This window comes from Staphylococcus pseudoxylosus (assembly GCF_044794325.1).
In the GTDB taxonomy this organism is placed as follows: domain Bacteria; phylum Bacillota; class Bacilli; order Staphylococcales; family Staphylococcaceae; genus Staphylococcus; species Staphylococcus pseudoxylosus.
Genome location: NZ_CP085024.1, coordinates 1,727,739 through 1,741,389, shown reverse-complemented (window position 1 = coordinate 1,741,389; position 13,651 = coordinate 1,727,739). Strand labels below are relative to the sequence as shown.

Annotated in this window: 10 protein-coding genes; all 10 read left to right on the top strand. The window is 32.9% G+C overall.

The window, feature by feature from the left end; translation table 11 throughout:
- Positions 1 to 174: 174 nt before the first annotated feature.
- The 10 genes from rbfA to yfmH all read left to right on the top strand — a co-directional run bounded on the left by rbfA (position 175) and on the right by yfmH (position 13,649).
- Positions 175 to 522: a 30S ribosome-binding factor RbfA gene (gene rbfA / locus LG295_RS08325; protein WP_026113574.1), complete on the top strand. Its 348-nt coding sequence runs from the start codon at positions 175 to 177 to the stop codon at positions 520 to 522.
- 260 nt (positions 523 to 782) lie between these two features.
- Positions 783 to 1,700 (top strand): tRNA pseudouridine(55) synthase TruB, encoded by a 918-nt coding sequence (gene truB / locus LG295_RS08320; protein ID WP_318832929.1) that lies wholly within the window; start codon positions 783 to 785, stop codon positions 1,698 to 1,700.
- Between the two features lie 13 nt (positions 1,701 to 1,713).
- Positions 1,714 to 2,685 carry a riboflavin biosynthesis protein RibF gene (gene ribF, locus LG295_RS08315; protein ID WP_318832928.1) on the top strand — a complete coding sequence of 324 codons (972 nt, stop codon included), beginning with the start codon at positions 1,714 to 1,716 and terminating at the stop codon, positions 2,683 to 2,685.
- A gap of 103 nt (positions 2,686 to 2,788) precedes the next feature.
- Entirely contained in the window at positions 2,789 to 3,058 is a 270-nt protein-coding gene (rpsO, locus tag LG295_RS08310; protein ID WP_017724310.1) for a 30S ribosomal protein S15, read from the top strand.
- 341 nt (positions 3,059 to 3,399) lie between these two features.
- On the top strand, positions 3,400 to 5,493 hold the full coding sequence (pnp, locus tag LG295_RS08305; RefSeq protein WP_107531818.1) for a polyribonucleotide nucleotidyltransferase: 2,094 nt from the start codon (positions 3,400 to 3,402) through the stop codon (positions 5,491 to 5,493).
- Between the two features lie 415 nt (positions 5,494 to 5,908).
- Positions 5,909 to 7,582, top strand: a complete 1,674-nt coding sequence (rnjB, locus tag LG295_RS08300; RefSeq protein WP_017724312.1) for a ribonuclease J2 — start codon at positions 5,909 to 5,911, stop codon at positions 7,580 to 7,582.
- Between the two features lie 308 nt (positions 7,583 to 7,890).
- The gene (locus LG295_RS08295) at positions 7,891 to 10,341 is read left to right on the top strand and encodes a DNA translocase FtsK (RefSeq protein WP_318832926.1); all 2,451 of its coding nucleotides are present in this window, start codon (positions 7,891 to 7,893) and stop codon (positions 10,339 to 10,341) included.
- 2 nt (positions 10,342 to 10,343) lie between these two features.
- Entirely contained in the window at positions 10,344 to 11,057 is a 714-nt protein-coding gene (locus LG295_RS08290) for a GntR family transcriptional regulator (protein ID WP_107558634.1), read from the top strand.
- A 10-nt stretch (positions 11,058 to 11,067) separates the two neighbouring features.
- Positions 11,068 to 12,357, top strand: coding sequence for an EF-P 5-aminopentanol modification-associated protein YfmF (yfmF, locus tag LG295_RS08285; protein ID WP_107531840.1), 1,290 nt, complete (start codon positions 11,068 to 11,070; stop codon positions 12,355 to 12,357).
- Entirely contained in the window at positions 12,357 to 13,649 is a 1,293-nt protein-coding gene (gene yfmH / locus LG295_RS08280; RefSeq protein WP_107558234.1) for an EF-P 5-aminopentanol modification-associated protein YfmH, read from the top strand. Before yfmF ends, yfmH begins: the two co-directional genes overlap by 1 nt.
- Positions 13,650 to 13,651: the final 2 nt, after the last annotated feature.

Here is a 13,651-nt window from a genome sequence, read left to right as displayed (position 1 = left end):
TGTTTAGATTTTATTGATAATATACAATTTACCTTTTCAACAATGATATCTAGTTACAATATATTATTTTGGGCTCTGAATAAGTGAAATTTGTTTGACGTTACGAAATAAACTGTCATATAATCTGTAAGTAAGGGAAAGATTAACGGACTTATAAACAATGAGAGGTGAAATATAATGAATATGAGAGCAGAGCGTGTAGGCGAACAAATGAAACAAGAAATCATGGATATCGCTAATAATAAAGTTAAAGATCCGAGAATAGGATTCTTAACAATTACAGAAGTTCAATTAACTAATGACTTATCTATTGCAACGGTTTATCTAACTGTTTTAGGAAATGAAAAACAAAAAGCAGATACATTTAAAGGTTTAGAAAAAGCGAAAGGTTTTATTAAATCTGAACTTGGTTCTAGAATGAGACTTAGAATTATTCCTGAGTTAAATTTCGAATATGATGAATCAATCGATTACGGTAATAAGATAGAACGAATGATCCAAGATTTGCATAAGAAAGATTAATCTTTCGTAATAGCTAGTACATCCATACAGCATGAGATATTCATGCTGTAATTTAGAACTTGCGCATTTGTCGAACTAATTTTCTAAATTCTAATTAAATTAGCTTAATTAGATGTTTTGACAAAATTGTGGGGCGGGAATACGAAATCAAATTTAGTTTTGGTTTCTGTCCCGCTCTTTTTACATAACTTTTTATTACTTATTACATGTTAATATGAAATTAGAGATTTAAAAAAACAGACTTTGAAGGTGAAATAAGAATGTATAATGGTATATTACCTGTATTTAAAGATCGTGGATTGACAAGTCATGATGTGGTTTTTAAATTGAGAAAAATATTGAAGACTAAAAAAGTAGGACACACTGGAACATTAGATCCGGAAGTTTCTGGTGTGTTACCAATATGTATAGGAGCTGCGACAAAAGTTAGTGATTACATAATGGAAATGGGTAAAACTTATGAAGCGACAGTTAGTTTAGGTAGTGCAACCACTACTGAAGACCACACTGGTGATGTTATAGAAGAGAAAGATATATTAAATGGTGAAATTACTGCGGAAAATGTTGATTCAATACTTCAACAATTTGAAGGTGTTATTACACAAATACCACCAATGTATTCTTCAGTCAAAGTAAATGGGAAAAAATTATATGAATATGCTAGAAATAACCAAGAAGTTGTTCGACCTGAACGTCAAGTGCATATTTATAAAATCAAGCGTACTTCTGAACTACGTTTTGACAACAACAACTGCCAGTTTGATATAATTGTAGAATGTGGTAAAGGTACATATATACGCACACTTGCAACAGACATAGGTAGGTCATTACAATTACCTGCACATATGTCAAAGTTAACACGTACACAGAGTGGTGGATTTGACATTAAGGCCAGTTTAACTTTAAATGATGTAGCAGCATTACATGAGCATGAATCATTACAAGACAAGTTATTTCCTATAGAATATGGTTTGAAAGGATTACCACAAATTATAATTTCAGAAGAAAATATTAAGTCTAAAATTTTAAATGGACAAAAATTTGAAAAAACAGTGTTCAAGCAAAATATAGAAGATATGGTTACAATGGTAGATGAGCACACACACAAAGTGTTAGCAATTTATGAACCTCATCCAGAAAAACGAGATGAAATTAAACCTAAAAAGGTGTTTAACTAAAGGAGAAATACGCATGAAAGTGATAGAAGTAACTCATCCAATTCAGGAAGAACAATATATAACAGAAGATGTTGCTATGGCTTTTGGATTTTTTGATGGGATGCATAAAGGCCATGCAAAAGTATTTGATATTTTAAATCAAAAAGCAGAAGCTGCGAATTTAAAGAAGGCAGTAATGACATTTGATCCACATCCTTCGGTTGTATTAAATCCTAAACTAAAGAGAACTGATTATTTAACGCCGATTCAAGATAAAATAGAAATTCTAGAATCTTATGATATTGATTATTGTATAGTCATTAATTTTTCATCTAAATTTGCAGAAGTAAGTGCTGAGGATTTTATACAAGATTATATTATCAAGAATCATGTTAAAGAAGTCATTGCTGGTTTTGACTTTACTTTTGGAAAATACGGCAAAGGCAATATGATGATTCTAGATGAAATGACTGAATTTAATTCGACAGTAGTAAGCAAACAAGAAATTAATTCTGAAAAAATTTCTACTACTGATATCAGAAAATCATTGAAAACTGGAGAGTTACAAAAAGCTAATGAAGAATTAGGCTATCGCTATCGTATTAAAGGTACGGTTGTGCAAGGGGAGAAACGAGGTAGAACTATTGGTTTCCCTACAGCAAACGTACAACCAAGTGGTGATTATGTATTACCTAAGAATGGTGTTTATGCAGTTAGCATGGAAATAGGTGCTGATAAACAGATTTATAGAGGGGTTGCTAATGTAGGGGTGAAACCAACATTTCATGATCCTTCTAAAGCCCAAGTTGTCATCGAAGTGAATTTATTTGATTTTGGAGAAAATATTTATGGTGAACGCGTAATAGTATTTTGGCATCATTATTTGAGACCTGAAATTAAATTTGATGGTATTGATCCGTTAGTTGAACAAATGAATAAAGATAAAGAAAAAGCGAAATACTTGTTATCGGTTGATTTTGGCGATAAAGTATCATATAATATTTAAGTCGAATGTGTATAGCACATTTTAGCACCTTTACCTTGGCACATCGAAACTCCGACGATTTGCTCGGATAAAGGCGAATAAAAATTAAAGGAGGAAATTGACAATGGCAATTTCACAAGAGCGTAAAAATGAATTAATTAAAGAATATCGTACACACGAAGCGGACACTGGATCTCCAGAAGTTCAAATCGCTGTATTAACTGCAGAAATCACTGCATTAAATGAACACTTACGTGAGCACAAAAAAGATCACCATTCACGTCGTGGATTATTAAAAATGGTAGGTCGTCGTAGACACTTACTTAACTATTTACGTGAAAAAGATGTTCAACGTTACCGTGAATTAATTAAATCATTAGGTATCCGTCGTTAATTTTAGGGCGTATATTGATAGAGGCTGGGGCATAATTAAATGTCTCAGCCTCAACTTTGATATAGGCACTGACAGATTAGAAAAGTATTGGTAAAACATACTACTGTTAATGTAAATGACTTAATTTATGATATGAGTAGTGTTGATACAAGAATTCAAACGCTTTTTCTACTCATCTTTGCTTGGGGTGGGATAATGAAATCTTATTTGAATTATTAGATTTCTGTCCTGCTCCTTTTTTATAATTTGAAATGAGCATTTTTAAAAAATAATATACTAATATAAATATTTTCTAAGAAATGATATGATAGTACTATTAGATATATGAGAGGAGATTTGTAATGTCTCAAGAGAAAAAAGTTTTTAAAACTGAATGGGCAAACAGATCATTGACGATTGAAACTGGTCAACTTGCTAAACAAGCCAATGGTGCTGTACTCGTTCGTTATGGTGATACAGTTGTCTTATCAACTGCGGTAGCTTCAAAAGAACCGCGTGATGGTGACTTCTTCCCACTAATGGTTAATTATGAAGAAAAAATGTATGCTGCTGGTAAAATTCCAGGAGGATTCAAGAAACGTGAAGGTCGCCCAAGTGATGAAGCGACGTTAACTGCACGTTTAATCGATAGACCAATTCGTCCATTATTCCCTAAAGGTTATAAATATGACGTTCAAATCATGAATACTGTATTAAGCGCAGACCCTGATTGTTCGCCTGAAATGGCAGCAATGATAGGTTCATCAATGGCATTAAGTGTTTCAGACATTCCATTCCAAGGACCAATTGCTGGTGTGAATGTTGGTTATATTGATGGAGAGTACATTATCAATCCAACAGTTGCACAAAAAGAAGTATCACGTTTAGACTTAGAAGTTGCTGGTCATAAAGACGCTGTAAACATGGTTGAAGCTGGTGCGAGTGAGATAACCGAAAGTGAAATGTTAGATGCCATTTTCTTCGGACATAGTGAAATTCAACGTTTAGTTAATTTCCAACAAGAAATTGTAGATCATATTCAACCAGAGAAGAAAGTGTTTGTTCCTGTTGAAAAAGATGAATCACTTGTAGAAAAAGTTACTCAATTGACTGAAGCGAATGGTTTGAAAGATGCGGTTTTAACTTTTGATAAACAACAACGTGATATTAACTTAGATAATTTAAAAGAAAAAGTGGCAGCTGAATTTATCGATGAAACTGATGCTGACAATGAAGCTTTAATTAAAGAAGTTAATAACATTTTGAATGATTTAGTTAAAGAAGAAGTAAGAAGATTAATTGCAGATGAAAAAATCAGACCAGATGGTCGTAAGACGGATGAAATTCGCCCGCTAGAATCTGAAGTTGGTGTGTTGCCGAGAGCACATGGTTCGGGCTTATTTACGCGCGGACAAACACAAGCACTTTCAGTATTAACGTTGGGCTCTATGAGTGAATATCAAATTTTGGATGGTTTAGGCGAAGAAGAGCAAAAACGCTTTATGCATCATTATAATTTCCCTAACTATTCAGTAGGTGAAACGGGACCAGTACGTTCTCCAGGACGTCGTGAAATTGGACATGGTGCGCTAGGTGAACGTGCATTAAGTCATATTATTCCTGATGTAAAAGATTTCCCTTACACTGTGAGAATTGTAAGTGAAGTTTTAGAATCAAATGGTTCTTCATCACAAGCGTCAATTTGTGGTTCTACGTTAGCATTAATGGATGCAGGTGTACCAATTAAAGCGCCAGTAGCAGGTATTGCGATGGGCTTAGTAACACGCGATGATAGTTATACAATCTTAACTGACATTCAAGGTATGGAAGATGCATTAGGGGATATGGATTTTAAAGTTGCCGGAACTTCTGAAGGTATTACTGCTATTCAAATGGATATCAAAATTGATGGTTTAACAAAAGAAATTATTAAAGAAGCTTTAGAGCAAGCACGCGTAGGTCGTCTTGCAATTCTAGATCATATGTTACAAACAATCGATACACCACGTAACGAATTAAGTGCATTTGCGCCAAAAGTAGTAACTATGACAATTAAACCAGAGAAAATTAGAGACGTAATTGGACCTGGCGGTAAAAAAATCAATGAAATTATTGATGAAACCGGTGTTAAATTAGACATTGAACAAGATGGTACAATATTCATTGGTGCAGTTGATAAAGACGCGATTGATCGCGCGCGTAATATTATAGAAGATATCACGCGTGAAGCAGAAGTTGGCCAAGTATACGAAGGAAAAGTAAAACGTATTGAGAAATACGGCGCTTTCGTTGAATTGTTCCCAGGCAAAGATGCGCTTGTTCACATTTCACAAATTGCTAATGAACGCATTGAAAAAGTAGAAGATGTGTTGAAAGTTGGAGACACATTTAAAATAAAAGTAACTGAAATTGATAAACAAGGACGCGTTAATGCATCACATAAAGTCTTGTTGTAAAATCAAAATCTAATATGCATTGAATTTTTAATTAGAGGCTAGTCATTGATTTGTGCTTTTATAGTAGAATGCCGTTAATTCTATTGTAAAAGCATGCTTAAAATCAGTATAAACTAGTTTCTTTTTTATTATATAAAAGGCTATGATTACATCTTTAACATAAATTTATACATAAAATCACAATATTATGAAATTATTGCCATACAATATATGGTTTATAATAAATATTTATTACTATTATGAAATTTAAACTTATTTTTCTGTATGAACAATTTAAGTTAATTGAATTGTTCATACATTTATAAGTTTTTAAGGTGTATCAGTTATTACTTTAATAGTGTACATAAAGCCTATTTTAACTTATAATAAATTATGAGTTTATATATGGACGGGAATTTAAATAGGAGGTAACATTTTGAGTTTAATAAAGAAAAATAATAAAAATATTCGCATCATTCCACTCGGCGGAGTTGGAGAAATAGCGAAAAATATGTATATCGTCGAAGTAGATGACGAAATGTTCATGCTTGACGCTGGCTTAATGTTCCCAGAAGATGAGATGTTAGGTGTAGATATTGTTATACCAGACATTCAATACGTTATTGAGAACAAAGATAAATTAAAAGGGATCTTTTTAACACATGGACACGAACATGCAATTGGTGCTGTTACGTATGTATTAGAACAAGTTGATGCGCCAGTTTATGGATCAAAACTTACTATTGCTTTAATTAAAGAGAATATGAAAGCGCGTAATATTAATAAAAAAGTAAGATATTATACAGTTAATAACGAATCTATCATGCGTTTCAAAGGTGTTAATGTAACATTCTTTGATACAACACATAGTATTCCAGATAGTTTAGGTGTATGCATTCATACTTCATACGGTGCGATTGTATATACAGGTGAATTTAAATTTGACCAAAGTTTACAAGGACATTATGCACCAGACTTAAAGAAAATGACTGAAATTGGTGAAGCGGGTGTGTTTGCATTAATCAGTGATTCTACTGAAGCAGAAAAACCTGGATACAATACACCTGAAAATGTAATTGAATCACACATGTATGATGCCTTTACAAAAGTGAAAGGTCGATTGATTGTGTCTTGCTACGCATCTAATTTTATTCGTATTCAACAAGTTTTAAACCTTGCACAAAGATTAAATAGAAAAGTATCATTCCTAGGTCGTTCATTGGAGAGCTCTTTCAATACGGCTAGAAAAATGGGGTACTTCGATATCTCAAAAGACTTATTAATTCCAATTAATGAAGTTGAAAATTATCCTAAAAATGAAGTTATTATTATTGCTACTGGTATGCAAGGTGAACCTGTAGAAGCTTTAAGCCAAATGGCTCAGAAAAAGCACAAAATAATGAATATTGAACCAGGAGATTCTGTATTTTTAGCTATTACTGCTTCTGCTAATATGGAAGTTATTGTCGGAAATACGCTTAATGAATTAGTACGAGCTGGTGCAGAGATTATTCCAAATAGTAAAAAGATTCACACTTCAAGCCATGGTTGCATGGAAGAATTGAAGATGATGATTAATATAATGAAACCTCAGTACTTTATTCCGGTTAACGGTGAATTTAAAATGCAGATTGCACACGCTAAATTAGCAAACGAAGCAGGCGTGCAACCTGAAAAAATCTTTCTTGTTGAAAAAGGCGACGTAGTTAATTACGATGGGGAAGAAATGATTTTAAATGAAAAAGTTCACTCAGGTAATGTCCTAATTGATGGTATCGGTGTCGGTGATGTCGGCAATATCGTACTAAGAGATCGTCACCTGTTAGCAGAAGATGGTATCTTTATCGCAGTTGTAACACTCGATCCTAAAAACAGACGAATCGCTGCTGGTCCAGAAATTCAATCTAGAGGTTTCGTATATGTAAGGGAAAGTGAAGCCTTATTAAATGAAGCTGAAGAAAAAGTTCGTGAAATCGTTGAACTAGGTTTACAAGAGAAACGTATCGAATGGTCTGAAATCAAGCAAAACATGCGCGATCAAATTAGCAAACTTTTATTTGAAAATACAAAACGTCGTCCAATGATTATTCCAGTAATTTCTGAAATTTAATAATTTCTGTACTAAACAAAGAGGTTAAGACAAGCGCTTAGGTAAATATTTTGAAAGGTAAAATGCGGTTGAATGTTTTGAAGTGAAATGACATTCACGCGACCTTTGAAATGGCTATAGGCGTTAAATGTCTTACCTCTTTTATGTTATTATAGATGGAAGGATTAAATATTAATCATACATAAATTTATATATATTTAACTGATAAAATTATTATTATTGCCAATATGAAATAATTTATTTTATACAGTAGTGTGTGAATATATATAAACTGATTTTGAGCACAGTTGAAAAAGAAGGTGGTAAATTTGGCACAAACAAAAAAGAGACAAACAACAAAAAGAAAACCTACTAATACAAGAAAAAAAACTACTAACAATAAGAAAAAACAAGGAGATAGCCCATTAAGGTATATTGTGGCAATCGCTATATTTGTAATAGTGACGTTAGGTGCCTTTCAACTTGGTATTATTGGAACTATGATAGATAGTTTCTTTAATTATTTATTTGGTACAAGTAGATTCTTAACTTACATTCTTATTTTAATAGGTACAGTTTTTATTACATATTATAAAGCACTACCTAAAACAAGACGTACGGTTGGCGCATTTGTATTACAAGTAGCCTTGCTATTAGTTACTCATATTATCTTTTACTTTACACATAAAGTTCAGGCCCAACGTGAACCAGTTTTATCTTTTGTATATAAATCTTATGAGCATTCTAATTTTCCAGTATTTGGTGGTGGTTTAATAGGTCATTACCTATTAGCACTGTTTATACCGCTTATATCTATTGTGGGTATCATCATAGTGACAATACTACTAATCGCTTCAAGTATCATTTTATTACTTAAGCAAAAACATCGTGACGTATCTAAGTTATTATTTGAAAAGCTGAAAGTTAAAGGTAAGGATGCTTCGGAAAATTATCAAGAACGTCGTAAGCAGAATAAAGTGAAAAAAGAAGCCAAAGCGCGTGTTAAGGCTGAGAAAAAAGCGGAACAACAAGCAAGATCTGAAGCGCAACAATCGGATGATAATATTACAGATGTTAGCGATTTAAAAGAAATTCCTAGTTCAAAATCTGAGCAGCAATTATCTATTCCTATATATGGACATAGTGATAGTGAAGATGACCACAAGCAAACCACAGAAAAGTCTATGGGTAAACGTACTAAGCGCATGTTTGATCAAGAAGGACAGCTAGATCAAACAGCAACACAACAAAACGCTAACTTAAATCAGTCATCACTCGATCAACAAATAGATGACATGGAACTCGAACAAAGTGAACAAGGTGAAGCGATTAATTCAATATCTGAAGCAGGAGAAGTGGAAAATGAAGCATATACTCTACCTCCTCTCACTTTGCTAAAGCAACCAGCAAAACAAAAAGCGACTTCTAAAGCAGAAGTTCAGAGAAAAGGACAACTATTGGAAACGACGCTTAAGAATTTTGGTGTCGATGCAAAAGTTACGCAGATAAAAATAGGACCCGCAGTAACCCAATATGAAATTCAACCAGCACAAGGGGTTAAAGTTAGTAAAATTGTTAACTTGCATAATGATATTGCACTTGCACTTGCAGCCAAAGATATTCGCATAGAAGCGCCAATCCCTGGTCGCTCTGCTGTTGGTATTGAGGTTCCTAATGATAAGATTTCTCTTGTTTCATTAAAAGAAGTTTTAGATGAAAAATTCCCTGCTAAAAATAAATTAGAAGTAGGCTTAGGTAGAGATATATCAGGTGATCCTATTACAGTCGAATTAAACAAAATGCCACATATGCTTGTTGCTGGTTCAACAGGAAGTGGTAAGTCTGTTTGTATCAACGGCATAATTACAAGCATTTTACTTAATGCTAAACCACATGAGGTAAAACTTATGTTAATTGACCCAAAAATGGTAGAATTGAACATATACAATGGCATTCCACATTTACTGATACCAGTGGTGACTAATCCTCACAAAGCATCACAAGCACTAGAAAAAGTAGTTGCTGAAATGGAACGTCGTTATGATTTATTCCAACACTCTTCGACTAGGAATATAGAAGGTTATAATGAGGCAATTAGACGTCAAAATGCTGAATTAGAAGAAAAACAATCAGAATTACCATATATTGTTGTTATTGTCGATGAATTGGCAGACTTAATGATGGTTGCTGGTAAAGAGGTAGAAAATGCTATTCAACGTATTACGCAAATGGCACGTGCAGCCGGCATTCATTTAATTATTGCAACGCAAAGACCTTCTGTAGATGTAATTACTGGTTTGATTAAAAATAATATACCATCTAGAATAGCTTTTGCAGTAAGTTCGCAAATCGACTCTCGTACGATTATTGATAGCGCTGGTGCCGATAAATTATTAGGTAAAGGTGACATGCTATATGTTGCTAACGGTGGCTCTACTAGAACACGTGTACAAGGCGCCTTTTTAAGTGACCAAGAAGTACAAGATGTTGTTGATTATGTCGTAGAACAGCAAAAAGCCAATTATGTAAAAGAAATGGAACCAGATGCACCAGTTGATAAATCAGAAATGAAAAGTGAAGATGCACTTTATGATGAAGCATATTTGTTTGTGTTAGAACAACAAAAAGCGAGTACTTCTTTATTACAAAGACAATTCAGAATTGGTTATAACCGAGCTTCAAGATTAATGGACGATTTAGAACGTAATCAAGTTATTGGACCACAAAAAGGTAGTAAACCTAGACAAATTTTAGTGGATATTGATAGTGATGAGGTGTAAATATGGAACTAACTTCAGTTTATAAAGTAAAAGAATGGATGATTCAACAAATTAAGGAAGGCAAATTACAACATGGGGAGCCACTACCGAGTAATTTAGCCATAGCAAGAACCTTAAACGTTAAAACAGATGACGTTTATGATGCAGTAGATGAACTAATTACTGAACAAGTATTATCCAATAATTTAGAAGAAGGTGCACGTGTTAAATCACTGCACCCATTCTATTACCCATTAGGAGAAGTTGTGAGTATTAGTAGAATGATTAAAGATCAAGGTTACACGCCGGGGACAGAATATATTAGTTTTGATGAAAAACCAGCGACCTCTTTAGATTCTAAAAGATTAAATATTACAGACAAGGCGCCTGTAACAATTATAGAACGTTTAAGAACTGCAGATAGAAAACCAGTCGTTTATTGTTTAGATAAAGTGCCTGCAAATTATCTAACTTGTGCACAATATCAAAGTAGTGATGAGTCACTTTTAGGTGCAATAGAAGCTTATACTAATAAAAAGGTTGCATATGCAGATACTGAAATGGAAGCGATTAGTTATGAACCACATATCTCTGATATCTTAGGAGCTTCACCACACGAAGGACTCATGTTATTAAAATTAGTGCATTACGATACAGATGATCAACCAATATTATATTCATTTAATTATTTCAAAAGTAGTTTAGTTACGTTTAAAACGGTTAAAAATAAATTATAATAATAAATTTATGAAAGTGAGGTATGACAATTTGAAAATAGAAAATTCACAGAAAGATTTACATGTTAAAGTATTGCCGACAACAAAATTTAAAACCACAACGATTACGCTTAAATTTATGGCACCGTTAGACAGTGAAACAATGACTGCGCGATCTATTTTAAGTAAGGTTTTAGTACGTGCTACAAAACAATGGCCGTCAGACAAGGATTTTAATCGACACTTATCTCATTTGTATGGGGCGTATGTTAATAGTTTTGTTTCCAAATTTAAAGATAAGCATGTTATTACCATATCTTTAGAATTAGTAAATGAACGTTATTTAAAAGATCAAACACCGCTTTTTGAGAAAGGCTTAGAATTGCTTAAAGAAATGATATACAATCCTTTAATATCAGATAATAAATTTGATGAAACATTTGTTGCTCAAGAAAAATCATTATTATCTAAAAAATTAAATGCTATGATCGACAACAAATCACAAATTTCATTTTTAAACTTATTGAAATATATGTTTGGAGAACAACCATATCGACATTTAGCAACTGGGCAAGTTGAATACATAGCTGACATTACATCAGAAAATCTATATCATACATATCAATCTATGTTGGAAAATGACTACTGTGCAGTATATGTGGTAGGCAACGTAGATGAACAACAGGTGAAATCCCAAATTCAAACATATTTTAATATTAATCCATTCTCTTTTGAATTATCACAGTTTAATCCAGTAGGACAAGACCATAATACACCTCAAGTTATTGTAGAAACAGACGATGTCGATCAAGCTAAATTAAATATGGGCTTTAAATTACCAGCAAAATACGGAGATCCAGAGTATTTTGCGATGATTGTGTTTAATGTTATGTTTGGTGGCGACCCATCTTCTGTATTATTTAATGAAGTACGAGAAAAGCAAAGTTTAGCATATTCTATCCATTCCCAAATAGACGCAAAAAATGGTTTTTTATTTGTATTAAGCGGTGTTTCAACTGATAAATATGAAGTTGCTAAAGAGACGATTGTGTCTGAATTTGAGAAATTCCAACAAGGTGATTTTGAAGAAGAGAAAATTGCACTTGCCAAAAAAGTGATACTATCTCAAAGACAAGAATCTCATGATAGAGCTAAAAGTATTATAGAAATTATGAATAACAATATATTATTAGATGAACCGATGTCGGAAGAAAGTTATATTTCGGGGATTCAAAACGTTAATAAATCAGATATCCAACAGCTAGCACAGGCAACTACATTAGATACAATTTATATTTTGACAAAAGGAGGCGATGACTAATGAATGAAACCTACTATAATCAAATAGACGAAAGAGTATTTGAAACTGAATTAAAAAATGGTCTAAAATTATTCATAATTCCTAAAAAAGGATTTCAGAAAACCTTTGTGACTTATACGACGAAATTTGGGTCGTTAGATAATAAATTCAAACCACATGGTAGTGATGATTTTGTTACGGTTCCTGATGGAGTGGCACACTTTTTAGAACATAAGTTATTTGAAAATGGTGACGACGAAGAAGATTTGTTTACAGCATTTGCTGAAGACAATGCACAGGTCAATGCTTTTACTAGTTTTGATAGAACAAGCTATTTGTTTAGTGCAACTGATAATATAGAACGTAACATCAAACGGTTGTTAACTATGGTAGAAACACCTTATTTCACTAAAGAAACAGTAGATAAAGAAAAAGGTATCATTGCTGAAGAAATCAAGATGTACCAAGAACAACCAGCCTATAAGCTAATGTTTAATACTTTAAGAGCTATGTATGATACACACCCAATACGTGTTGATATTGCTGGTAGTGTTGAAAGCATTTATGAAATAACTAAAGACGATTTATATCTCTGTTATGAAACATTTTATCATCCTTCGAATATGGTATTGTTTGTCGTTGGTGATGTGGATGTGGACCATATATATCATGTCATTAAAGAACATGAGAATCAACGTGATAAAGAAGCACAGCCGCAAATTGTAAGAGACCCGTTGATTGAACAAGCTTCAGTGAAAGAACCAAACATTTCGGAAACGATGAAATTACAATCACCAAGATTAATGTTAGGTTTTAAAAACGAACCATTATCTGACGAGCCTAATGAAGCTTTTGTTAAACGTGATTTAGAAATGACTTTATTCTATGAATTGATATTTGGCGAAGAAACAGATTTTTATCAGTCACTTCTCAATGATGAATTAATAGACGAAACTTTTGGATATCAATTTTTATTAGAACCTACATATAGTTTTTCAGTTATAACAAGTGCGACGCAATATCCAGATAAATTGAAAACGCTATTATTAAATGAAATTAAAAATAATTTAGGGAAACTTGATGATTTAGAAGCCTTTAGTCTGTTGAAGAAACAGTTTATTGGAGAATTTATTTCAGGGTTGAACTCACCGGAATACATTGCGAACCAATATACAAAATTATATTTTGAAGGCGTAAGTTTGTTCGACTTATTAGATATTGTTGAAAGTATCACATTAGAAAGTGTGAATGATACAGCACAAACATGTTTGAATTTAACACAAGTAGTAGATAGTCGCTTGGAGATGAAATAATA